The sequence below is a fragment of the Aeromonas tecta genome, assembly GCF_000820185.1.
In the GTDB taxonomy this organism is placed as follows: domain Bacteria; phylum Pseudomonadota; class Gammaproteobacteria; order Enterobacterales; family Aeromonadaceae; genus Aeromonas; species Aeromonas tecta.
Window position 1 is genome coordinate 20,021 of sequence record NZ_CDCA01000026.1, and the last position, 21,296, is coordinate 41,316.

Annotated in this window: 25 protein-coding genes, 3 tRNA genes and 1 pseudogene; 13 read left to right on the forward strand and 16 right to left on the reverse strand. The window is 57.8% G+C overall.

What is annotated here, in order from left to right:
- Positions 1–3: 3 nt before the first annotated feature.
- From msbA to BN1137_RS11185, 10 genes are all read left to right on the forward strand, one after another.
- Positions 4–1,779 carry a lipid A ABC transporter ATP-binding protein/permease MsbA gene (gene msbA / locus BN1137_RS11140; protein ID WP_050718685.1) on the forward strand — a complete coding sequence of 592 codons (1,776 nt, stop codon included), beginning with the start codon at positions 4–6 and terminating at the stop codon, positions 1,777–1,779.
- Complete coding sequence (gene lpxK, locus BN1137_RS11145) at positions 1,779–2,765, forward strand: tetraacyldisaccharide 4'-kinase (protein WP_050718686.1); 987 nt, start codon at positions 1,779–1,781, stop codon at positions 2,763–2,765. The genes msbA and lpxK overlap by 1 nt, the downstream gene beginning before the upstream one ends.
- 206 nt (positions 2,766–2,971) lie before the next feature.
- Entirely contained in the window at positions 2,972–3,160 is a 189-nt protein-coding gene (locus tag BN1137_RS11150) for a Trm112 family protein (protein WP_050718687.1), read from the forward strand.
- On the forward strand, positions 3,157–3,918 hold the full coding sequence (gene kdsB, locus BN1137_RS11155; protein ID WP_050718688.1) for a 3-deoxy-manno-octulosonate cytidylyltransferase: 762 nt from the start codon (positions 3,157–3,159) through the stop codon (positions 3,916–3,918). Before BN1137_RS11150 ends, kdsB begins: the two co-directional genes overlap by 4 nt.
- 208 nt (positions 3,919–4,126) lie before the next feature.
- Positions 4,127–4,771 carry a UvrY/SirA/GacA family response regulator transcription factor gene (uvrY, locus tag BN1137_RS11160; protein WP_011706579.1) on the forward strand — a complete coding sequence of 215 codons (645 nt, stop codon included), beginning with the start codon at positions 4,127–4,129 and terminating at the stop codon, positions 4,769–4,771.
- A gap of 251 nt (positions 4,772–5,022) precedes the next feature.
- Positions 5,023–6,873, forward strand: a complete 1,851-nt coding sequence (uvrC, locus tag BN1137_RS11165; protein WP_050718689.1) for an excinuclease ABC subunit UvrC — start codon at positions 5,023–5,025, stop codon at positions 6,871–6,873.
- A 329-nt stretch (positions 6,874–7,202) separates the two neighbouring features.
- Positions 7,203–7,757 (forward strand): CDP-diacylglycerol--glycerol-3-phosphate 3-phosphatidyltransferase, encoded by a 555-nt coding sequence (pgsA, locus tag BN1137_RS11170; protein ID WP_050718690.1) that lies wholly within the window; start codon positions 7,203–7,205, stop codon positions 7,755–7,757.
- A 185-nt stretch (positions 7,758–7,942) separates the two neighbouring features.
- A tRNA-Gly gene (locus BN1137_RS11175) sits at positions 7,943–8,018 on the forward strand.
- A gap of 35 nt (positions 8,019–8,053) precedes the next feature.
- Positions 8,054–8,127: transfer RNA gene (locus BN1137_RS11180), tRNA-Cys, on the forward strand.
- 41 nt (positions 8,128–8,168) lie between these two features.
- A tRNA-Leu gene (locus BN1137_RS11185) sits at positions 8,169–8,255 on the forward strand.
- Between the two features lie 370 nt (positions 8,256–8,625).
- Here the strand turns inward: BN1137_RS11185 and BN1137_RS22870 are convergent.
- The 9 genes and pseudogenes from BN1137_RS22870 to BN1137_RS22720 form a co-directional block, all read right to left on the reverse strand.
- A complete protein-coding gene (locus tag BN1137_RS22870) occupies positions 8,626–9,087 on the reverse strand; it encodes a contractile injection system protein, VgrG/Pvc8 family (RefSeq protein WP_232306930.1) in 462 nt (153 codons plus the stop codon).
- Positions 9,057–9,482, reverse strand: coding sequence for a contractile injection system protein, VgrG/Pvc8 family (locus tag BN1137_RS22875; RefSeq protein ID WP_232306931.1), 426 nt, complete (start codon positions 9,480–9,482; stop codon positions 9,057–9,059). The genes BN1137_RS22870 and BN1137_RS22875 overlap by 31 nt, the downstream gene beginning before the upstream one ends.
- A gap of 161 nt (positions 9,483–9,643) precedes the next feature.
- Positions 9,644–10,217 (reverse strand): annotated as a pseudogene (locus tag BN1137_RS23105) (phage tail protein).
- A gap of 351 nt (positions 10,218–10,568) precedes the next feature.
- Entirely contained in the window at positions 10,569–10,946 is a 378-nt protein-coding gene (locus tag BN1137_RS22715) for a phage holin family protein (protein WP_083443430.1), read from the reverse strand.
- A 2-nt stretch (positions 10,947–10,948) separates the two neighbouring features.
- Entirely contained in the window at positions 10,949–11,152 is a 204-nt protein-coding gene (locus tag BN1137_RS11205; protein ID WP_050718691.1) for a tail protein X, read from the reverse strand.
- On the reverse strand, positions 11,152–11,319 hold the full coding sequence (locus BN1137_RS22880; protein ID WP_232306932.1) for a head completion/stabilization protein: 168 nt from the start codon (positions 11,317–11,319) through the stop codon (positions 11,152–11,154). The genes BN1137_RS11205 and BN1137_RS22880 overlap by 1 nt, the downstream gene beginning before the upstream one ends.
- On the reverse strand, positions 11,306–11,608 hold the full coding sequence (locus tag BN1137_RS11210; RefSeq protein WP_232306933.1) for a head completion/stabilization protein: 303 nt from the start codon (positions 11,606–11,608) through the stop codon (positions 11,306–11,308). Before BN1137_RS11210 ends, BN1137_RS22880 begins: the two co-directional genes overlap by 14 nt.
- 299 nt (positions 11,609–11,907) lie before the next feature.
- A complete protein-coding gene (locus BN1137_RS11215; protein ID WP_050718692.1) occupies positions 11,908–12,552 on the reverse strand; it encodes an SGNH/GDSL hydrolase family protein in 645 nt (214 codons plus the stop codon).
- 552 nt (positions 12,553–13,104) lie between these two features.
- A complete protein-coding gene (locus BN1137_RS22720; protein ID WP_198150630.1) occupies positions 13,105–13,341 on the reverse strand; it encodes a hypothetical protein in 237 nt (78 codons plus the stop codon).
- A gap of 416 nt (positions 13,342–13,757) precedes the next feature.
- On the opposite strand from BN1137_RS22720, the gene BN1137_RS11225 reads away from it, so the two are divergent.
- Positions 13,758–14,201 (forward strand): hypothetical protein, encoded by a 444-nt coding sequence (locus BN1137_RS11225; protein WP_050718693.1) that lies wholly within the window; start codon positions 13,758–13,760, stop codon positions 14,199–14,201.
- Between the two features lie 40 nt (positions 14,202–14,241).
- On the opposite strand, the gene BN1137_RS11230 is transcribed toward BN1137_RS11225, so the two are convergent.
- Both BN1137_RS11230 and BN1137_RS22440 read right to left on the reverse strand, forming a co-directional pair.
- Entirely contained in the window at positions 14,242–14,496 is a 255-nt protein-coding gene (locus tag BN1137_RS11230; protein WP_050718694.1) for a DUF6868 family protein, read from the reverse strand.
- A gap of 95 nt (positions 14,497–14,591) precedes the next feature.
- Positions 14,592–14,786, reverse strand: coding sequence for a hypothetical protein (locus BN1137_RS22440; protein ID WP_157433726.1), 195 nt, complete (start codon positions 14,784–14,786; stop codon positions 14,592–14,594).
- A gap of 275 nt (positions 14,787–15,061) precedes the next feature.
- Here BN1137_RS22440 and BN1137_RS11235 point away from each other — a divergent pair, with 275 nt between their 5' ends.
- Positions 15,062–15,349: a putative quinol monooxygenase gene (locus BN1137_RS11235; RefSeq protein ID WP_050718695.1), complete on the forward strand. Its 288-nt coding sequence runs from the start codon at positions 15,062–15,064 to the stop codon at positions 15,347–15,349.
- 118 nt (positions 15,350–15,467) lie between these two features.
- Here the strand turns inward: BN1137_RS11235 and BN1137_RS11240 are convergent, their stop codons facing one another.
- From BN1137_RS11240 to BN1137_RS11255, 4 genes are all read right to left on the reverse strand, one after another.
- Positions 15,468–15,716 carry a GlsB/YeaQ/YmgE family stress response membrane protein gene (locus tag BN1137_RS11240; RefSeq protein ID WP_050718696.1) on the reverse strand — a complete coding sequence of 83 codons (249 nt, stop codon included), beginning with the start codon at positions 15,714–15,716 and terminating at the stop codon, positions 15,468–15,470.
- A gap of 129 nt (positions 15,717–15,845) precedes the next feature.
- Positions 15,846–16,571: a UDP-2,3-diacylglucosamine diphosphatase gene (gene lpxH, locus BN1137_RS11245; protein WP_050718697.1), complete on the reverse strand. Its 726-nt coding sequence runs from the start codon at positions 16,569–16,571 to the stop codon at positions 15,846–15,848.
- Positions 16,572–16,584: 13 nt separating this feature from the next.
- Positions 16,585–17,262 carry a DUF4269 domain-containing protein gene (locus BN1137_RS11250; protein ID WP_083443431.1) on the reverse strand — a complete coding sequence of 226 codons (678 nt, stop codon included), beginning with the start codon at positions 17,260–17,262 and terminating at the stop codon, positions 16,585–16,587.
- Positions 17,252–17,749 carry a peptidylprolyl isomerase gene (locus tag BN1137_RS11255; protein ID WP_050718698.1) on the reverse strand — a complete coding sequence of 166 codons (498 nt, stop codon included), beginning with the start codon at positions 17,747–17,749 and terminating at the stop codon, positions 17,252–17,254. Before BN1137_RS11255 ends, BN1137_RS11250 begins: the two co-directional genes overlap by 11 nt.
- A gap of 191 nt (positions 17,750–17,940) precedes the next feature.
- On the opposite strand from BN1137_RS11255, the gene cysS reads away from it, so the two are divergent.
- Positions 17,941–19,317 carry a cysteine--tRNA ligase gene (gene cysS, locus BN1137_RS11260; RefSeq protein WP_050718699.1) on the forward strand — a complete coding sequence of 459 codons (1,377 nt, stop codon included), beginning with the start codon at positions 17,941–17,943 and terminating at the stop codon, positions 19,315–19,317.
- Between the two features lie 569 nt (positions 19,318–19,886).
- Here the strand turns inward: cysS and sseB are convergent.
- A complete protein-coding gene (gene sseB / locus BN1137_RS11265; RefSeq protein ID WP_083443432.1) occupies positions 19,887–20,684 on the reverse strand; it encodes an enhanced serine sensitivity protein SseB in 798 nt (265 codons plus the stop codon).
- Between the last annotated feature and the right edge of the window lie 612 nt (positions 20,685–21,296).

Below are 21,296 nucleotides of genomic sequence, written 5' to 3' on the forward strand. Positions count from 1 at the left end.
TTCATGCAACAAGAAACCTCACAAGAGAGCTGGCCCGTCTTCAAGCGCCTGCTCGGGTATGTCCGGGATCGCAAGCTGGGTCTGGTTGGCGGCATCATCGGCATGCTGGGCTACGCAGCCGTGGATACCACCTTCGTCTATTCCATCAAGCCGCTGATCGATCAGGGCCTGAACGGCAATGACAGCACTGTGCTGAAATGGATGCCCTTCTTCGTGCTCGGCATCGTCGCCCTGCGCGGCTGCGCCGCCTTCCTCTCCAACTACTGCATGGCCTGGGTCGGTAACCATGTGGTGATGCGGCTGCAGCAACAGGTGTTCAGCCACCTGATGGCCATGCCCATGAGCTTCTTCGATCGCCAGAACACCGGCAACCTGCTCTCCAAGGTGACCTATGACGCCGGTCAGGTGTCGTCCGCCGCGAGCTCCACCCTGGTCTCCCTGGTGCGGGAAGGGGCCACCGTCATCGGTCTGCTCGGCCTGATGTTCTGGCACTCCTGGCAGCTGTCGGTGATCTTCCTGGTGGTGGGCCCGGTGGTGGGCATCCTGATTGGTCTCATCAGCCGCCGTTTTCGCAAGATCAGCCGCCATATCCAGCAGGCGGTAGGCGATATCACCACTTCGACCGAGCAGATGCTCAAGGGTCATAAAGAGGTGCTGATGTTTGGCGGCCAGCAGGTGGAAGACAAGCGCTTCTTCACCGTCAGCAACCGCATGCGCCAGCAGACCATGAAGATGGTAGCCGCCGATGCCATCGGCAGCCCCATCGTCCAGATGGTGGCCTCGGTCGCCCTAGCGGTCTTCCTCTACGTCGCGACCATCGACAGCGTCAAGGCGACCCTGACTGCCGGTACCTTCACCGTCATGGTCACCTCCATGATGATGCTGCTCAAGCCGCTCAAAAGCCTGACCGACGTGAACAACCAGTTCCAGCGCGGCATCACCGCCTGCCAGAGCCTGTTCGGTCTGCTCGACTCGACCCCGGAAGAAGATACTGGCACCCGCACCCTGGAGCGGGCCCGTGGCGAAATCGAGTTCCGTAACGTCACCTTCACCTATCCGACCAAAGAGACCCCGGCGCTGCACAATGTCAGCTTCAAGGTCGAGGCGGGTAAATCCGTGGCGCTGGTGGGGCGCTCAGGTTCTGGCAAGAGCACCATCGCCAGCCTGCTGACCCGTTTCTACGACATCGAGCAGGGCGAGATCCTGCTGGACGGCGTCAACATCCGCGAATACAAGTTGAGCGAGCTGCGCAAGCAGTACGCCCTGGTGTCACAGCACGTGCACCTGTTCAACGACTCCGTGGCCAACAACATCGCCTATGCGGCGGAAGATCGCTACAGCCGGGAAGAGATCCAGCATGCGGCCCGCATCGCCCACGCGGACGAGTTCGTGCGCAAGATGCCGAATGGCTACGACACCGTCATCGGTGAAAACGGAGCTTCTCTGTCTGGCGGCCAACGCCAGCGGATCGCCATCGCCCGCGCCCTGCTGCGCGATGCGCCCGTGTTGCTGCTGGATGAGGCGACGTCTGCCTTGGATACCGAATCCGAGCGCCACATCCAGGCCGCCATCGACGAGCTGTGCAAGGCGCGCACCTCGTTGGTCATCGCTCACCGCCTCTCCACCATCGAGAAGGCTGACGAGATCCTGGTCATCGACGAGGGTCATATCGTCGAGCGTGGCAATCACAGCGAACTGATGGCCGAGCAGGGCACCTATGCCCAACTGCGCGCCATCCAGTTCGGTGCGAGCCACCCTGCCGTGAGCCAACAGGGCTGATGCTGGAGCAGATCTGGTATGGGCGAAGCGGCTGGCGCTGGTGGCTTGCCCCCTTCGCCCTGCTGTTTGCGCTCATCAGCGGTGCTCGTCGGGTCGCCTATCGCCGCGGCTGGAGCAAGGCCTATCGCGCCAGCGTGCCGGTGATCGTGGTCGGTAACCTCTCGGTCGGTGGCAACGGCAAGACCCCTGTGGTGATCTGGCTGGTGGAGCAGTTGCAGGCCCGGGGCTTCAAGCCCGGGGTGGTCAGCCGCGGTTATGGCGGCAAGGCGCCCCATTATCCCTATCGACTCGATCAGCAGAGCACCACCGCAGAGGCGGGGGATGAACCCGTGCTCATCGCCCGGCGCTGCGGCTGCCCCGTGGTGGTGGCCCCCAAGCGCGCCGATGCGGTGCGGCTGCTGGAGCAAAGTGGTGAGGTGGACATCATCATCACCGACGATGGCCTGCAGCACTACGCGCTGGCCCGGGATCTGGAACTGGTGGTGGTGGATGGCGTGCGCCGTTTCGGCAATGGCTGCCTGCTGCCCATGGGGCCCCTGCGCGAGCCGCTAACTCGCCTGAAGCGGGTGAATGCCATCATTTGCAATGGCGGCACCCCGGCCAGGGGCGAGTATCCCATGGCGCTGGTGGCGGATGCGCCGCGGCGGGTGCGGGACGACGCGCTGGCCGCTGAGCCCTTGCCGCGCGAGGTAGATGCCCTGGCGGGGATCGGTCATCCCCCCCGTTTCTTTGCGACGCTCACCAGCCTTGGCTATGAACTCAAACAGAGCGTTGGCTACGCGGATCATCAGGCGTTCGACAGCGCCGAGCTGCTGGCTCGTTTTTCTGATCGTCCCTTGCTGATGACCGAGAAGGATGCGGTCAAGTGCCGGGACTTCGCACCGGCGCACTGGTGGTATCTGCCGGTCAGTGCCGAGCTGCCGACCTCCTTGCTCGATACTCTGCTGGCGTCCCTGACAGAGTCCCGTGCTGGTGCGGATAAATAAACAATGCGTTTGTGCTGTTGGGGTGATATTTACCTTGTGTAATGACTGCCTAATCGGCCCGCTAAGCTGAAAATACTGACATGTCCGGCGTGAAGGTGAGGCGGGTGCCGTTGAAGGCATCTCCTCATCGGCGCCGGACATGTCCATTGGATTGCCCGGTATCATTGCCGGTATCGCCTGTCCGAAATCGTTAAAGGAGTTTCGTTGTGGCACTGGATATTAAACTGCTCGACATCATTGCCTGCCCGGTTTGCAAGGGGAAGCTGCACTACAACAAGGCCGCCCATGAGCTGGTCTGCCGCTTCGACAAGCTGGCCTATCCGCTGGAGGAGGGGATCCCGGTGCTGCTGGAGAACCGCGCCCGCTTGCTCAGTAGTGACGAGATGCCGTCATGAGTTTTGTGGTGGTCATCCCGGCTCGCTATGCGTCGACCCGGTTGCCGGGCAAGCCGCTGGCGGACATCCATGGCAAGCCCATGGTGCAGCACGTGGTGGAAAAAGCCCTGCAGTCCGGCGCCGATCGGGTGATCGTCGCGACCGACGATGTGCGGGTACAACAGACGCTGGCGGCGGTGGCGCAAGAGACCGGCGCCGAGGTGTGCATGACCTCCCCGGATCACCAGTCCGGCACCGAGCGTCTGGCCGAGGTGTGCCGTCACTACGGCTTCGCCAGCGACACCATCATCGTCAACGTGCAGGGGGATGAGCCACTCATTCCGCCCGTCATCATCCGTCAGGTGGCCGACAACCTGGCCGTCGCCACAGCGCCCATGGCGACACTCTCCGTGCCCATTGTGGACGCCGAAGAGGCGTTCAATCCCAATGCGGTGAAGGTGGTGACCGACAAGGATGGCTACGCGCTCTACTTCAGTCGCGCCAGCATTCCCTGGGACAGGGACAGGTTCGCCCAGAGCCATGAGCAGATTGGTGCGCATTATCAGCGCCATATCGGCATCTACGCCTACCGCGCCGGTTTCATCCAGCGTTATGTGGATTGGGCGCCGAGCCTGCTCGAGCAGGTCGAGGCGCTGGAGCAGCTGCGGGTGCTCTGGTACGGGGAGAAGATCCACGTGGCCCAGGCGCTGGAAGCCCCGCCGGTCGGGGTGGATACCCAGCGCGATCTGGACAAGGTCCGTGCCCTGCTGGCCCCTTGAGACGAGCACCGGTATCTGATGTGAAACGGCGCCCATGGCGCCGTTTTTTGGTTGAAACTTTATATAATTAGTTGATTGAAAAAGGTATTCACAAACAGGTTCAATCTTTTCCCGACCATGGTTTGCCAAAGCAGCGAGTTTGGTTATGATGCAAGACGCCGTGTTAACCCTAACTGGCATATAACGAGATAAAAAACGGGGTGTATGGGTGATTAATGTATTCCTGGTCGATGATCATGAGTTGGTGCGTACAGGGATAAGACGCATTTTGGAGGATGTCCGCGGGATCAAGGTGGTAGGCGAAGCACAGAGCGGCGAAACAGCCGTGACTTTCTGCCGACAGCACCACCCTGACGTGATCCTGATGGACATGAACATGCCGGGCATCGGCGGCCTGGAGGCGACCCGCAAGATCCTGCGGATCCGGCCCGATGTGCGCATCATAGTGCTGACCATTCATTCAGAAAACCCGTTCCCGACCAAGGTGATGCAGGCGGGTGCCGCCGGTTATCTGACCAAGGGCGCCGCCCCGGACGAGATGATCCACGCCATTCGGCTGGTGCACTCCGGCCAGCGTTACATCTCCCCGGAGATCGCCCAGCAGATGGCACTGAGCCAGTTTGCCTCGGCGGATGAGAACCCTTTCAAGTCCCTCTCCGAGCGCGAGCTGCAGATCATGATGATGATCACCAAGGGGCAGAAGGTGACCGACATCTCCGAGCAGCTCAACCTGAGCCCGAAGACGGTCAACAGCTACCGCTACCGGCTGTTCAGCAAGCTCAACATCAATGGCGATGTGGAGCTGACCCATCTGGCCATTCGCTATGGCATGCTGGATGCCGACACCCTGTAACTGGGTGTGATGAACTCTGGTGAATAGACAAAGGCGGCCCGGGCCGCCTTTTTGCTTGCTGCGCTCTCATGCCTTGAGGCCTTGCCGCCAGTGCTTTTTGCTTTCCAGCGAGGGGACGCAGTATGATCTCCCCCGTGAATCCTTGTCCTAAGCCGAGTCGCCGATGATCCCTTCTCCCGCGCCCCTTTTTGATAATCAGGCTTTGCCGAGTGCCGTGACCCAGTCCATTCCTCTTTGTTGCGGGGCTCATCGTGACGGCCTCTGAACCTATCTTCGACAGCAAAGCCTTCCTCAGCGCCGTGACCAACCAGAGCGGCGTCTATCGCATGTACGACAGCGGTGGCACCGTCATCTATGTGGGCAAGGCCAAGGATCTCAAGAAACGGCTCGCCTCCTACTTTCGCACCAACGTCGACAGCATCAAGACCCGCACCCTGGTGCGTCAGATTGCCGACATTCAGGTGACGGTGACCCACACCGAGACCGAGGCGCTGATCCTCGAGCACAACCTCATCAAGCAGTACCAGCCGCGCTACAACGTGCTGCTGCGGGACGACAAGTCCTACCCCTGGATCATCATCACCGGCCATCGCCATCCCCGCATCGGTGTGCACCGCGGCGCCCGAAAAATCAAAGGGGATTATTTCGGCCCTTATCCTTCTGGTGGTGCGGTGCGCGAGAGTTTGCACCTGATGCAGAAGATCTTCCCGGTGCGCCAGTGTGAAGACGCCGTTTATGCCAACCGCAGCCGCCCTTGTCTGCTCTATCAGCTCAAGCGCTGCGCCGGCCCCTGTGTCGCCGGTCTGGTAAGCGAGGCGGAATATGCCCAGCAGGTGGAGCTGGCGAGGCTGTTTCTGGCGGGCAAGAACCAGCAGGTGATAGGCGAGCTGGTGGGCAAGATGGAGTCTGCCAGCGGCGATCTGCGCTTCGAGGAGGCGGCCCGTTACCGGGATCAGATCCAGGCGCTGCGGCGGGTCACCGAGCAGCAGTCGGTGAGCGGCAACGTGCTGGACGAGCTGGACGTGGTGGGGGTGGCCTTCGATCAGGGCACCGCCTGCATCCATGTACTGTTTATCCGCCAGGGCAAGGTGCTGGGCTCACGCAGCTACTTCCCCAAGGTGCCGGCCGACACGCCGCTCGATGAGGTGGTGCAATCCTTCCTGCTGCAGTTTTATCTGTCGGGGCAGGGGGGACGGCAGATACCGAGCGAGGTGCTGCTGGATGTGGCGCTGGAGGACGAGGAGGTCATCGCCCAGACCCTGAGCCAGACCGCGGGTTACAAGGTGCGGGTACAGAGTCGCACCCGCGCCGAGCGGGCCCGCTTTATCAAGCTCGCGACCATCAATGCCGAGACGGCGCTGCGCTCGCGCCTCGCCCACAAGAGCACCACCACCGCCCGTTTCACTCAGTTGGAAGAGCTGTTGGAGCTGGAAGCCCCTATCGCTCGCATGGAGTGTTTCGATATCTCCCACACCATGGGGGAGCGCACCGTGGCCTCTTGCGTGGTGTTCAACCGGGAGGGGCCGCTGAGCTCCGAGTATCGCCGCTTCAATATCGAGGGCATCACCGGCGGGGATGACTACGCCGCCATGGAGCAGGCGCTGGAGCGGCGCTTTGGCAAGTTGCAGGAGCCGGACAAGGTGCCGGATGTGCTGTTTATCGACGGCGGCCTCGGTCAGTTGCGCCGTGCCGAAGAGATCCTGGCGCGTCAGCTGGAGTTTCTCGGCGGCAAATACCCGCTGCTGGTAGGTATCGCCAAGGGGGTGACCCGCAAGGCGGGGCTGGAGACCCTGATCCTGGGGGATAGCCACGAAGAGCTGCACTTGCCGGCAGATATGCCCGCTTTGCACCTTATTCAGCACATTCGCGATGAATCTCACCGTTTTGCCATCACCGGTCACCGGGCGCGGCGCGCCAAGGCCCGTACCACCAGTACCCTGGAAGATATCCCCGGCGTGGGTCCCAAGCGCCGTCAGGCCCTGCTCAAATACCTGGGAGGCTTGCAAGAGGTGAAGAAGGCGGGGGTGGACGAGCTTGCCAAGGTGCCTGGCATCAGCCAGGAGCTGGCCCAGTCCATTCACGATGCCCTGCACTCGCTCTGAGGCTGGGTTATTTTGGTATCCGGCATCAACCAGGCGCAGGCGTGATCCACGCCTGCTGTTCGGGACAAGTGGCATCCGGCGGTATCAGCCAGGGGCGGGCTTGGCTTCGGCACCCAAGTTGCGTGGTTCTCGTTCTGGTGTTGTGGATGGGAGCAAATGCACCCTCTCGGTGTACAAGGGCCGTGACGCAGGGGGGCCGCGAATGTCATAATAAGCGGCATCCTGAGGTTATTGATGGATTAATAGACCAAGGCGGGCGCCGGCCCGGTTGCATCGGCAATCGGCTTGGGGCTACCATCTAGCGGCATACAAGAAGTGGCTGAAAAATAATGACAAATATTCCTAACCTGCTGACGTTTTTTCGGATTTTACTGATCCCCGTCTTCGTCATCCTGTTCTATTTTCCGTACCAGTGGGCCTACATGGCGGCCGCCATCGTCTTCATCCTGGCCGCGGCGACCGACTGGTTTGACGGCTATCTTGCCCGCAAGCTGAATCAGTCCACCGCCTTTGGTGCCTTCCTCGATCCGGTCGCCGACAAGATCATGGTGGCCGCCGCGCTGGTGGTCATCGTCGAGCACTACAACACCGTCTGGGTCACCATCCCCGCCATGACCATGATTGGCCGCGAGATCATCATCTCCGCCCTGCGTGAGTGGATGGCCGAATTGGGTAAACGCTCCTCGGTGGCGGTCAGCTGGATTGGTAAGTGGAAGACCATGATCCAGATGGTCTCGCTCACCGGCCTCATCTGGCAGTACGACATCTGGATGGTGTGGCTCGCCTATGTGCTGCTCTACGTGGCGACCGTGCTCACCTTCTGGTCCATGTTCCAGTACATGAAAGCCGCCTGGGGCGATCTGAGCTACCACTCCCGCTTCTAGCCCGTCTGCCACTGCACAAACCACTGTTTCCCCGTCGTTGGGGCCGGGAAACAGCCATGAGTGGCAAAAATGCAGGGGAAGGGCAAAAAACATCCGAACGATCAGCGTATTAAATGTTTTTGGTTGACTGGGCGAGGAACATCGCTAGAATGCGTCCTCGTAGTCAGGCAATCAGCCAGACCGATGCGGGAATAGCTCAGTTGGTAGAGCACGACCTTGCCAAGGTCGGGGTCGCGAGTTCGAGTCTCGTTTCCCGCTCCAAATTCAGACAATCGAGAGCCAACTCTCTTTTGCATGGCGCGTTAGCAAAGCGGTTATGCAGCGGATTGCAAATCCGTTTAGTCCGGTTCGACTCCGGAACGTGCCTCCATATTGATATGCCCGCCACGCGGGATTGATACCGATTGCGGTGCCCGAGTGGTGAAATCGGTAGACACAAGGGATTTAAAATCCCTCGCTTTTCGAGGCGTGCCGGTTCGATTCCGGCCTCGGGCACCATTAAATTCAAAGAGTTACGAAGGCCACTAGCGATAGTGGCCTTTTTTGTTTTCTCTCAGTGTCCACATTTGATCCACACAGATTATTCTTGTCATCACTGAGCCCCTGTATTGCTCTAGGCATCTGACCGTACTGAAGCCCCTTAGATCAGCAGATCATGATTATCGGTGAGCCTATTTGTCTCTGCCCCCCAAATTCCCCAAGGAGTTCTACGATTTTTAGTGCAGGGTTTTATTTTGTGCTTTTGTTGTTATAAATAAATTGGTTATTGATTATCACTATGTTGTCTCTGCATGCAGTGGCGACAAAGTGGCGGTAAGAGATTTGATGATCGAGAATGGCGGCAGAGTGTAAGCTCTGCCGCCATTTTTCATTCTGGTAGTTCTTCCAGCTTCACTTCAAGTTGTACGCGGTTGGTGTAGCCCTGATTGGTGAGGTCGTGCACTACTTGGGTGAGAAGCCAGGGGGCGGCATCGATATCAGGTTTGAACCCCCTGACTGTGGTTGGTTGTTCGGGATAAAGCTCGGGGCGACCCTTAGCCAGGGTGATGTCGAACTCGGCCACCCCTCGCTGGATCCGCTCCCACTCTGCACGGGTGGCCCGCATGGCGTTGGTCTGGTTGGCATAGACGTGGCGCAGCTCTTTGACGTTCTCGCTGCCGCCGACCAGCAGTTCACGTTCCTTCTTGTTGACGACTACACCCGGTGGCAGGGACCGTTCCGGTTTTGGTTTGATCTTCTTCTTGCGTTTCACCTCGATTTTCTTTTTCTCGGCGGCCTGGTTGTCCTGCCAGTAGGCCGTCACGCCGGTGTAAGCGTCGCGGTCTGCCACCGAAAGCGGTACAGGTCGCCATCTTGGCGGGTGATGGTGATAGCAGGTAGGGGCTGGCCACTGGCGGTGGTGCCCTGGCCTGCCTTGATGAACATCAGGCGGCCAGACTTGACGGTGGTGATGGCATCACACTGCCCGGTCAAGCGAGTGAGGAAGGCGAGATCGCTTTCATTGGTCTGGTCGATGTGGTCGATCAGCTGGCCTTTGAGTGAGTCACCCACGCAGGGGGTGAGCTTGTAGGGGGCGGCGACCTGGTCGACGATGCTGCTGACGATAGTCTGGTGCCAGCTGCGTTCGCGCAGTTTGTTCATGCCGTCGCGCAGGTCTGCCGATTTGCCCCGAATGGTGAGCACATCGGGTGCGCCGTTGTGCTCTACCTCTGTCGACCAGGGCACTGCCCTGCCAGCCGATGATGGCGCGCAGGGTAGCCCCACGGCGTGGCATGTCGAGCTGACCGTCACTGCCATCGAGGGTTATTTCGATGGTGTCGGCGGTGAAGCCCCGGTTATCGGTGATGGTCATCGACATCAGGCGTGGTCGAATGGCGGTCGAGATGTCACTGCCATCGACCAGCACCTGGTAAGCCGGTACCGGATGACCTTGGCGCAGGGCATCGAGCGGGTTGTTGATGCCTAAATTCTCGGCCAGGCGACTGCAGAACTGGTCGAATGGGCCCATCAGAGAAGCCCCCGAGTTTATTGCCTATGCTGCCGAGCAGTTTGCCCGCGGTTCGATTGAGCAGGGTATTGCCAAAGGTGGTGTCGTTGTCATCGACCCGCTTGAGCTTGATGTTGAATTCAATCTTGCGGGCGGCACCATCGTCGAAAAACTCGGTGCGGGTAGTGCTGATACCCTCTATCACGAATGACCCGCGCATCATGCCATCGCCTTGGATCAGGGGGAGGGCTTCACCGCTGTCACCCATCTGGTGCAGCATGTCGAGGGAGACGACTCCACCGGTCAGTTCCCCCGCTCAGGGTGGTGGTTTCATCGTCAGGGCCGAGGAATTGGTAAGACGGGCGAGCACCGACCCGGTTATTGCCGGGGTGGCACCATGCCCATTCGTCTTGCTGGGATTGAGGGGCGACGGTTGAGCGCATAAACACGAACCAGCCCAGGGTCATCATCATGGTGTTTGCTCCTTAGTTGCGATCGCCAAGGCTGGCTCGGCTACGGGCCGCTGCGCCTTGTTCACGCTTATCCAGTTCCTGGCTGACCGCTCTCGCAACATCAGCGCCGGATTGCCCTGGTTGCTGAACGATGTGGATGGGGGCGCTGATCTGGGTGGTTGACGTTGCCCCTCTGGCTGCAACCGGCTTTGGGGTCTGCACGATACGTGGGCCGTAACTGTAACCGCTAGCCAATGCGGGCTGGTTGTAGTTGCCGTTCAGGTAACCTGGGGTCGACGCAGTGTGTAACCGGCCTTGGTCAGGCGGCGCTGCAGATCGGCCACGCTGGCGCCGGTATCCCCTTTTTCAGGCTCATGGCTGGATCTTCCGGCAGAGGTCACGGGTGCTGCTTGTCCTGTTTGTAGTCACAGAAGACCGGCGGTAGGGCAGTAGGTGATGAACCGAGCCGCGTGTTTTGAAAAGAGCGCATAGCAGGAAGGCGGCCAGTACGACGCTGGATAGGTCAGGAATCGGAACACCGCCGACGAGTAAGCGTATTGGCACAGATCCAGAGGCCACGCAGAACAGCCATGCCAACCAGGCTGGCAGGGCTTTATATTCGCCACCTCGACGGTCGAAGAACATCACGAGCAAGAAGGTACCAGCAATGCGGGCGGCATGGATGCGGGTAGCCAGTTGCTGCTCGCTGATTTTGGCCAATCGTTCGAGTTCGTCGTCTAGGCGGCTCATGGTCAGTCCCATAGCTGGATCAGCGGCTGCTCGGCCTGGGTGGGGGCCGCTGGCATTGTGATGAGGGTTCCGGTCGGGATGATGGGGCCGAGCGCGGCCAAACCGGGGTTGAGGTTGAGCACTTGCTCGGTGATACCTGCGGTGTAGCCGTAGTGTCGGAACAGGATGAGATCGACGGTGTCACCCTGTTGGCTACGCAGTTGCATCAGATCAGTTCCACCGTGTTGTGGGTGGTGCCGAGGATGTCGCGAATGGCAAAGCGGGCATCCCGGTAAAGATCGTCAGAGCTCACGATCTTGGCATCTGCCCCTTTGACGCCGTCACAGGTGGCGCTGTAGTCGGTGTAATGCTCCAGCAGGTTAGCGCGGGTCATGGCGTAGACGGCGCGTCGGCAGCTTGTGCAGGTGCGCCGATTCGTTGTTGATGCGCTCGCTCGGCGCGGCAGCCAGTGTGGTGTGGCCTTCGCTCTGGCGGGTGCTGCGCCACTCGGCCAGATCGCGGTTGACGCTGGCGATGGCGTCGATCACGGCATGGGTGAGGCGTGCGGTGGTGACGGTGCCATCCAGCCGGACGGTTCCGCGCAGATCAGACAGCGAGATCGCCGGCCAGAAGGGGCTGGAGGTTAGAGTTACACCGAGCGCCTGGAGTTTGTATGTGTTCATATAGCTTAAGAAAAGCCCCCTCATTGAGGGGGCTTTGTTTTGTCTCTCATCTGACGGTCTGAGCGCTCTGCTACTGCATCGACCGACATATTCCCTGATCCTTGAGCACCTGCTCAGAGCAGTAGGCGCAGCCTGCTGACCCCTGTCAGCACCGCTGGCGCGCAATCGGGACCCCGCCTCCCTGCGCGCTTTATGTGTCGATTAGCATGCAGACGTATAACTGGGGGCGGGGAGTTGCATCCCGCGCCAGCATTGGCCGTGCGCGGATGATATGGCGTGTGAGATTACACTGGCGATAATTACTCGAACATTGGCTTGATAACCTTAAATAGTTCATCTGAAATTAACACCATGCCTTTGTCAGATGGATGGAGAGCAACAGTGCTATTGTCATATAGTCCTTTTGCTGTGGCGCCCTCCACAAACATGACCTTACTTATATCAACAAATGAATAATCATTCTCTTTTGTGAACTTTAACATGGCCTGATATTTAATTGGCTCTGGCCAAAACTCACTAATAATGACTACGTGCTGTGGTTTTATATATTCAATTAATTTTTTAAGATGCTCAGTGTATTTGTACTTTTCGAAAGTGCTTGGCTCTACGTTTTCACCAGCCTGATATACCATGATAAATGGTCGTGCATCCTGATATGCTTTAAAAAACGACAAGTCCATTGTGTTGTATTTATATTCAAAATCACCAAGGTTGATCACTTGGAATCTTGGGTTATCAAGTTTGCTGACTGTTATATGGACATAGTCATTATTTTCACTGCTTGCAGCCATCCCCCAATTGCCATACCAGCCAATATCTGGGGATAAACCATAGGCGGTTATGCTGTTTCCGACGAAAACTATATTTTTGTTAGAATTCTTATAGTAAAGATAGCCCAATGTAATGGAAATTAGTGCTGCTATAGCGATAATTATCTTCTTCATATATATCTGAGCCGATATGTTAATTATTAGATATTGAGTGTGAGCATAAAGATTTAATACTCCACATCGCAGTTTAATGTAGTTTGTCGTTGATGTATAGAATTGATACCAGCCACGCTTTTTGCTTAATTTTTAGTCTAGCTGTGCTTTTTTAATGTTATTGTTCTGTGGTAATTGATTATTATTTGTGTGAAATTATCAAAGCAACAAAGGGCTCTATCGGGGGAGTTTCATGCCAGATCGTGGCGCTGTGACCGGTCACAGCGCCACGGCTTTGTCCCCGCAGGTGAGCCACGCCTCGCCCTTGAATGCGCCGGCGCACCTGGACGCTGGTTGTCGCAGTGTTGGCAGGCTTGCGCGGCCAGCTCCGCTTGTTGTTGCTGCCAGCGTTCTCAGTCGCGGCGTAGCAGGGTGCTGATGTACTCGTCGGCGCTGTAGGGCTCACCGGATCCGGCCCGGCGCAGGGTCTCCAACTGCTCGCGTTCACGGGCGAAGAGCTTCACCTCCCCCCGCTTGATACCAAGTGTGACCTGCCTCGCTCGCTGGGCTTCCTTACGAGCCTTGGCGTCTTTGCGGGTGCTCTTTGGCCCACCATGAAGGCGTTGGTAGGTGGCCATTGGGAATGATCTCGTGGTCATCAGGGCGATAGATTGGGTTGAGCCACTCACGGGCACCGGGGTTCGCTTTGTCATAGTTACAGCCCTCGGCAATCCACAGAATCTTGCCGATGGTGCAGCAACTGATGGAGCCGCCGTAGAGAACGATAGCCGTTTTTTTCTTTACCACCATCTGTCCTCCTCCGCTTTCTTCCATATGGCTCGCTTGTACTCGGCATCGCTTTGCCCATCTGCCTGGCGGACAAAAGACTCATCGGCCCAACGTGTCAGCGCACTGCGTTCAAAGTGCTCTAGTTCTGACCTCGTGGAGCGATCTCCTTGCAGCAGGCCAACGGCATACTGTCGTTCGGTGGGGCGAGCATGTTCAGCCAGCCGCCGATCTCATGCTGAGGCCATTTCCTGTCGAGGATGATTTTGCAGCGGTTCTCTATGGCGATGGCGCCATGTATCCGAACGGTGCGATTTGCCTGTCATTGGGCATCACGTCCTCTCTTGGTTTGTTGTTTCATGAGTGGCTGCATGCTCGGTAGGAACTCCATGACTTCTTTACTGGTGGGCGGGTTCTCTTCGGCGTTCTAGACCCAGTCGATGGCATTACGAAGCTCTTCCAGCGCGATATCCAAGTCGGGCTCGGATACCTGCTCTCCAGTTCGCCAGTATCTGGCATCCAGCAAGTTCATCGTCACCGAGGATGGCGAGCACATTGACGGTCTTTCACCAGAGGCTGAAAGGCTCATATTCGATAAAGACCCCCACCTCAATGATCCCTATTTTAAGCGTAAGGAATTTGCATTCGAAAGTCTGAGATGGTTGGTTGATGCTGGATTTATCCATGGCACACCATCGGAATATAAAGGTATCAGCAATGCAGTGTTGACAGCCAAAGGGCTGGAGGTACTCAAGGCTACCCCCGATAGCTTGCAAGGGCGCTTGGGGGAGAGGCTGGTCGAGGCCGTCAAGGCGGACTCACGGGAGGTCGGCCGTTCGGTGTTGGGGCAGATTCTTGGGTTGGGAGCAGGTTTGTTCTTATGACCGTCCGCAAACGCGATGACGGCGAGCCAGCTGAATTCAGCTAACTGCCACGCCCTGTCAGGTACAGCAGCACAAAATAGGGCACAAGGTTGAACAGCAGCACCCCGATTTTGTAGATCGATATGCCCAGATAGTGGACGACATTAAAGTGCTCCACGGAAAGGGGAAACCAGCGGTTGTGCAGCCGGTACATGCGGTCGTGGGCAAACACGAAGGCGGCAAACCAGACGATGATGATCAGATAGTTGATGGAGAGGTTCCAGAGCAGGAATGTCTTGAGCAATTGCAGATCCATCACAGCACCTTCGGGTGGTCAGTCAGGGGAAGTGCCCATCACCAGCGTCATCACGGGATGATGGGCACCTTTGGTATGACAAACGGCCCAGCGGCTTAGTAGGTGAAGTAGTGACCTCCACCAGTACCCGGCATGCCTGGACCACCATCAATGCCCCCACCTTTATCAATGTCGAAACCACCGTCAAACATCCCGCTATCTGCGGGAGGGGGAGGGCTCGAACCTCCGGATGACGCGCAGGCGGCCAGCATCAGTTGGGCCACTATCAGGCAAATTTTCCAGATTTTCATGACCATGTCCTCTACTGCTCGCTTACCCAGTGGCCTGGTTGGACCAATCGGTCGAACTGGGCAAGATAACGCTGAGTTTAGCCCAGAGCCCCATGTATGGAACTGCCTCGGCCCAACCCTGTCAGGCGGGCGAGGGCTATCCAGAGCTGCAGCCGAGCACGGTGGATCCCTGCAGTGGATCCCAACGTAGCTCAAAGCGTTCGCTTCGAGCTGCGGGGTGGGCTAGAGTCGGTCTCCTGGCGTTATCGTCAGGCTGAACAAGGGGTGGGCTATTCATGTTGAAAGTCATCGCGCAGGATTTTATCAAACTGGATCGTATCGAGGAGGTCATGCCTCTGTATCGGGATCTGGTGGAGAAAACCAGGGCAGAGCCACTGTGTATCTCTTATGAGCTGTGCATTGATCAGAAAGATCCCGGGCACTTCGTGTTCGTGGAGGAGTGGCCCGATAGGGACGCCCTGGATGCCCATTGTGCCACCGAGCATTTTCAGCGGCTGCTGCCGCTCATCGATCGGCATCAACGACAGCCCGGCACCTATCTGCTGATGGATGCGTTCGCGTGAGCCAGCTTGGCCACGCCTCCAGGCGGGTACCGAGCGCCCATAAAAAATCCGAAACACCAGGTTTCGGATTCTTGGCCCGCGGGGGCACACACAAATTATCGCCAGAGGGAGTGGTCGATCAGCTGCGTACTTTGTTGTAGATAAACAGCACGAGCAAGGCGCCGACGGTGGCGATAAGAATGCTCGACAGGTTGAAACCGGTGACGGTGCCCATGCCCAGCAGGGTGCTGACATAACCGCCGACCATGGCGCCGATCACGCCCAGTATCACCGTCATGAAGAAACCACCACCATCCTTGCCCGGCATGATCCATTTGGCCAGAATGCCGACGATCAACCCCAATACAATCCAGGTAATAAAGCCCATTACTTCATCCTCGTTGTGTGCGGAGATCTAGAGTATACGCAGTGGATTGCATTGTATCCCGCCTGGGACTCGCGTTGGTCAGAAATGGTCATATGAGAACCCCCCATCCCCGAGGCTTTTGCCCCTCAACTACGCGAGCGGGCGTGTTTCCAAGCGCTGACCCGAGTGCGAACAGGTCAGGATGGAGCCTTGCTCGAACCAGTCCCCCAACACGATGCGGCGAGCCGGTGCGCCATCCAGCACGAAATCATGCACGGCGGGTCTGTGGGTGTGGCCGTGGATCATCAACCGGCAGTCGTGGCGTCTCATCATTTCGTCCACGGCGGCGGGGGTCACATCCATGATGGTCTGCTGCTTGCCTGCATTTTCCATCTGGCTCTGGCCCCGCATCTTGCAGGCGATGCGCTGGCGACGGGAGAGCGGCAGACGCAGGAACAGCCAGCGCAGCCATGTCAGCTGGGTGATGCGGCGAAACTTCTGATAGTCGACATCCAGGGTACAGAGCAGATCGCCGTGGCTGAGCAGTGCCCGCTCACCGTAGAGCTCGATGACGCAGGGGTCGCCGAGCAGGGTCATGCCGGCGCGCTTGGCAAACTGCTGGCCCAGCATAAAGTCGCGGTTACCGTGGATGAAATAGATGGGCACCCCTTGCTGGCTCAGGGCGAGGAAGGCGTCGGCCACCTGGTCGTGGAGCGGGTTGGGGTCATCATCGCCAACCCAGAATTCGAACAAGTCTCCCAGTACATAGAGCGCATCGGCGCCGGGGGCATCGTTGGCCAGAAAGCGCACCAGCGCGGCGGTCATGTCGGGGCGGGCGTTGCTTAAGTGAATATCACTGATAAAAAGGGTGCTCATGAGGTCCTGGGCGTCATGGTAAGAGGGTGTCCTCGAGACGGACTGCGTGGGTGAGGGGAGCAGATTGCCAGACGAGCCGATTCAGATCGACCCCTTCCTGCGCCAGCAGCGCCTGATAAGGGTCGCCAGCAAGACCCAGCAACTGGCAGATGGCGGCCTCGCCTTTGAGCCCTTGCTCGCGGCGAAGGCGCAGCACCGCACGATAAAAATCGTCACCAAACTGTTCGAGCAGGGCGGCCATCAGACTGAGATGGCGCCAACCGTGCAGGGTCTCGAGCCTTGCTGGGGTGACATAGAGCTCGACGGGCCAGGCTTGGGCATTCATGCCAGTCAGGGTGTGTGTTACCAACCAGTTGCCACCCGCCAGCGGGCGGGTCTGCCATTGCCCTGAGGCAAACAGAGCGGCGAAGGCGGCGGGATCCGGGTGCTGACAGAGGATATCGAGATCGCTGCCGGGCTTGTCGAGTCCAATCGCCACCGTGCTCACCAGAGCCAGGTCTTGGCAGAGGCGCTGTAGCTCAGCCCACAGCCCCGCCGTGAGCAGGGCATGGGCCGAGCGCTGGCGCGGGTTGCCCTCGGCCAGATAGTCGAGGCGGCGCCAGTTCGGGCCGCCGCTGGCTCGCGCAGATGGAAAAACTGCGGCCGGGGCCGCAGTTTTATCCGTGCCGAGTTGGCAGCAATCAGTCAGCAAGGGTGACCTTGGTGATGACCACGTCTTCGACCGGGACGTCCTGGTGCATACGGCCGGCGTTGCCGGTCTTGACGCTCTTGATCTTGTTGACCACGTCCATGCCGGCAGTCACTTCACCGAACACGCAGTAGCCGAAGCCCTGAGTGGTGGCGGACTTGAAGTCGAGGAAGTCGTTGTTGTTCACGTTGATGAAGAACTGGGCGCTGGCAGAGTGCGGCTCAGAGGTACGGGCCATGGCGACGGTACCAATCTTGTTGGACAGACCGTTGGCGGCTTCGTTCTTGATGGGAGCGCGAGTCTCTTTCTCTTTGAAGCCAGCAGCATAGCCGCCGCCCTGGATCATGAAGCCGTCGATGACGCGGTGGAAGATGGTGTTGTCGTAGTGACCGTCACGGCAGTATTGCAGGAAGTTGGCAACGGTTTCCGGCGCCTTGTCAGCATGCAGGGTCAGGGTGATGTCGCCGTGGTTGGTGTGCAGAGTAACCATGATATGTCCTTTCAAAATTGCGCGAGCACCGAAGGGCCCGCGGGTGTATGGCATAAAGTGGTGGCAATTCTAGCCCATCAAGGCCGCCTGGCATAGGGCGAACGCCATCTCTGGCACGTTTTGCGCCTCGTTTTCTCTACCGGATGCGGTTAGAATGTCAGACCATTTTACTCACAGGCAGTGGTCATAAGATGCTGAAGATCTACAACACACTCACTCGTCAAAAAGAAGAATTCAAACCTATCCACCCGGGCAAGGTGGGCATGTATGTGTGTGGGGTCACCATTTACGATCATTGTCATATCGGCCACGGCCGCACCTTCGTCGCCTTCGACGTGGTGGCCCGTTACCTGCGCTACAGCGGCTATGAGCTGAACTATGTGCGCAACGTCACCGACGTGGACGACAAGATCATCAAGCGCGCCGCCGAGACCCAGGTCACCTGCGACGATCTGACCGAGCGTCTGATCGGCGACATGCACGCTGATTTTGATGCCCTCGGCATGCTGCGCCCGGACATCGAGCCCCGCGCCACCCAGCACATTCACGAAATCATCGATCTGGTCGAAACCCTGATCGCCAAGGATCACGCCTACGTGGCGGACAACGGTGACGTCATGTTCATCGTCGAATCCTTCGCCGACTACGGCAAGCTCTCGGGCCAGGATCTGGAACAGCTGCAGGCCGGCGCCCGGGTCGACGTGGTGGATGCCAAGCGCAACCCGCTCGACTTCGTGCTGTGGAAGATGTCCAAGCCCGGCGAGCCGACCTGGGACAGCCCCTGGGGCCCGGGTCGTCCCGGCTGGCACATCGAGTGCTCCGCCATGAACTCCAAGCACCTTGGCAACCATTTCGACATCCACGGCGGCGGCTCGGATCTGCAGTTCCCGCACCACGAGAACGAGATTGCCCAGTCCTGCTGCGCCCACGGTGGCGACTACGTCAACACCTGGATGCACAGCGGCATGGTGATGGTGGATAAAGAGAAGATGTCCAAGTCCCTTGGCAACTTCTTCACCATCCGCGACGTCCTGGCCCATTACGACGCCGAAACCGTGCGCTACTTCCTGATGTCCGGCCACTATCGCAGCCAGCTCAACTACTCGGAAGATAACCTCAAGCAAGCCCGCACCGCCCTTGAGCGCATGTACACCGCCTTGCGTGACCTGCCCGTGGTGCCCGCCGCCGGTGGGGAAGAGCAGCTGGCTCGCTTTGTTGATGCCATGAACGATGACTTCAACACCCCGGAAGCCTACTCCGCCCTGTTCGATCTGGTGCGTGAGATCAACCGTCAGAAGAGCGAAGACGTAGCCGCAGCTGCCGGTCTTGCCGCCCGCCTGCGCGAACTCGGCGCCGTGCTCGGCATACTGCAGCAGGATCCGGACGCCTTCCTCAAAGGTGACGAGGCCGACGACGAAGTGGCCGAAATCGAGCAACTGATCGCCCAGCGCAACCAGGCCCGCGCCGACAAGAACTGGGCCGCGGCGGATGCCGCCCGTAACCGTCTCACCGAGATGGGCATAGTGCTGGAAGACAGCGCCGGCAAAACCAGCTGGCGCCGTGCATAAGGCCGGTTGTCCTGTTGGTGCCAACAGGTCAACCCAATAAAAAATCGCAGCCCTTGGGCTGCGGTTTTTGTTTGTGCCTTTTCCCTCGAAGCCTCTTAAGCCTTTGCTGCCTCTGCTCTGATCCCCTCGCCCCTTGGGGGAGAGGGCTAGGGTGAGGGGTCGCTAACGTTATTCCCCTGCGGAATGCCGTCCTACGCCTGAATGGCATGGCTTCGCCATGCAGGACACGAGGGCTCTGCCCTCGAAGGGGTTTCGCCCGCCCTTCGGGCTGGGGCGAGTGACTTTGGAAAGACCCAAAGTCACCAAAAGTCTTCTCCCCCGGCAAACCGCCCACTTCGCGGGTGCCCTAGTCTCGTCCAACGGGTCGGACGGAACGCCGCAGACGGCACTTTGGCCTACGCCATCCATGGCTTCGGCCAAAGCCCACTTCGAACCTCCCTGTTCTCGCGCCAAATCGGGGTCGAGCAGTGCTCGCCCTGACCCGATTTGGCCCCTATGCCGGCTGCGCCATCATCCGTGACGGCGCTCCTGACCCGTTGAACTCGACTCGGCGATTGTGCTTGGCCTTGTTATGCCTTACCTACACCAAACCACGATTTGAGCTTTGAACCCCATTTTTTCTCGTAGAATGGTTTAACTTGATTTGTAAAGTATTGGCTAAGTCCAGAATCACTTTCATTGACCTTGTACAGATCAACAGACTCGCCTTCTGGCACGGTATCGCCAGCCACGTTGCCAGCCTCCCTCATTACCTTTTCAATATCACCATCTGCTTCTATACCAACTATTAGATGCGGTTTCTCATCAACAGATGTGTCATGCATAAGTACCAAATAAGCTTTTTTTACATTGCCATGTTTTGCCAATAGCTGAGTAAGTGAATCAACCATTTTTGATGGATAATTAGACGGCTCCCCCAGCAGCACCTTAGTTTCTTTCTCCACAATTCTCTGGGATGGCTCCCGACTGATGCCGATAGATAACAAGTGTGCTACTTCTTCAGGAACAAACTCTTTTCCATAGTCTGATTTTGGGTTAAGAAATAGCGTAGCTCCTTGTGTCATTTCAAACAAAGAACGTACTGGTAGGGCCAAATATGATTCTTCGCTATCGATAGATTTTTGTAACACTTCTAGCGAGGAAAAGAAAGGAATTACAGGTGAGCCATCAGCCTTTTCCCAATGCTGTATTTGAATTTTACTTCCAGCTGCGAGATTCACTTGTCCGTCCGTGCCTGGCACTCCAGTTGTACCAAGCAAAAAGACGTGCGAACTTAGCAGGACTTCACAGAATTGTGGTCGATGGGCTGGTTCGTTTGCAGCCAATCTTAAAATCTCTTCAAGTTTATTTTCTTCGGTTATTTCCACGGTTTGTCCTTTAGACATAACAGTGATTAGATAGACGGTGGTACTAATCCGATAGCAAAGCCTTCCATATAACTCCGTTCTGTCCTGATAGTTGTCACGAAAAAAATCAAATTAAATCAAAATACTACTAGTCTATCTCTGATGCTTGAATGTATTCGCTTGACCTCCTCTTTTTACTCTATCATTACCACTGTATAAAAAAATAGTTTAGGAGCCAGCTATGGAGAGTATCGCCAAACCCTGTCTGCGTGAACAGGTCTGGATAGTGATGCGTTTGCATTAGGGTCGTAGGTTCGATTAGCGAAGCGTAATCGGACCTTCTATATACAACCGTTCCCGATAGATATCTGTGCCGCTTGCTGCTTTGCTCACCATGATTTTTTCACCTATTCAACCATGTCGATATCACTGGTTGTATAGGCGCGATAATCTGGTCTCGCCATGAAGTGGGCGAGGGGTAGCTGCGAGATAACAACCCACCCGAGCTTTACCCCGAATAGACAGGGGCTGTTAACTGGTCTTGGGGCTGAAGGTTCGGGCTTGCCCCTGTTGTTCGCCGAGATGAAAGCACAACTTCAGGACGAAGGCCATTGCTTGTTCAAGGCTAGCGGC

What these genes read in the sequence shown, in the direction of transcription:
- msbA (WP_050718685.1), top strand. Translation starts at nt 4, where the DNA reads ATGCAACAAGAAACCTCACAAGAGAGCTGGCCCGTCTTCAAGCGCCTG.
- lpxK (WP_050718686.1), top strand. Translation starts at nt 1,779, where the DNA reads ATGCTGGAGCAGATCTGGTATGGGCGAAGCGGCTGGCGCTGGTGGCTT.
- kdsB (WP_050718688.1), top strand. Translation starts at nt 3,157, where the DNA reads ATGAGTTTTGTGGTGGTCATCCCGGCTCGCTATGCGTCGACCCGGTTG.
- pgsA (WP_050718690.1), top strand. Translation starts at nt 7,203, where the DNA reads ATGACAAATATTCCTAACCTGCTGACGTTTTTTCGGATTTTACTGATC.
- BN1137_RS22715 (WP_083443430.1), bottom strand. Translation starts at nt 10,946, where the DNA reads ATGAGCCGCCTAGACGACGAACTCGAACGATTGGCCAAAATCAGCGAG.
- BN1137_RS11205 (WP_050718691.1), bottom strand. Translation starts at nt 11,152, where the DNA reads ATGCAACTGCGTAGCCAACAGGGTGACACCGTCGATCTCATCCTGTTC.
- BN1137_RS22880 (WP_232306932.1), bottom strand. Translation starts at nt 11,319, where the DNA reads ATGACCCGCGCTAACCTGCTGGAGCATTACACCGACTACAGCGCCACC.
- BN1137_RS11210 (WP_232306933.1), bottom strand. Translation starts at nt 11,608, where the DNA reads ATGAACACATACAAACTCCAGGCGCTCGGTGTAACTCTAACCTCCAGC.
- BN1137_RS11215 (WP_050718692.1), bottom strand. Translation starts at nt 12,552, where the DNA reads ATGAAGAAGATAATTATCGCTATAGCAGCACTAATTTCCATTACATTG.
- BN1137_RS22720 (WP_198150630.1), bottom strand. Translation starts at nt 13,341, where the DNA reads ATGGTGGTAAAGAAAAAAACGGCTATCGTTCTCTACGGCGGCTCCATC.
- BN1137_RS11225 (WP_050718693.1), top strand. Translation starts at nt 13,758, where the DNA reads ATGGCATTACGAAGCTCTTCCAGCGCGATATCCAAGTCGGGCTCGGAT.
- BN1137_RS11230 (WP_050718694.1), bottom strand. Translation starts at nt 14,496, where the DNA reads ATGGATCTGCAATTGCTCAAGACATTCCTGCTCTGGAACCTCTCCATC.
- BN1137_RS22440 (WP_157433726.1), bottom strand. Translation starts at nt 14,786, where the DNA reads ATGAAAATCTGGAAAATTTGCCTGATAGTGGCCCAACTGATGCTGGCC.
- BN1137_RS11235 (WP_050718695.1), top strand. Translation starts at nt 15,062, where the DNA reads ATGTTGAAAGTCATCGCGCAGGATTTTATCAAACTGGATCGTATCGAG.
- BN1137_RS11240 (WP_050718696.1), bottom strand. Translation starts at nt 15,716, where the DNA reads ATGGGCTTTATTACCTGGATTGTATTGGGGTTGATCGTCGGCATTCTG.
- lpxH (WP_050718697.1), bottom strand. Translation starts at nt 16,571, where the DNA reads ATGAGCACCCTTTTTATCAGTGATATTCACTTAAGCAACGCCCGCCCC.
- BN1137_RS11255 (WP_050718698.1), bottom strand. Translation starts at nt 17,749, where the DNA reads ATGGTTACTCTGCACACCAACCACGGCGACATCACCCTGACCCTGCAT.
- cysS (WP_050718699.1), top strand. Translation starts at nt 17,941, where the DNA reads ATGCTGAAGATCTACAACACACTCACTCGTCAAAAAGAAGAATTCAAA.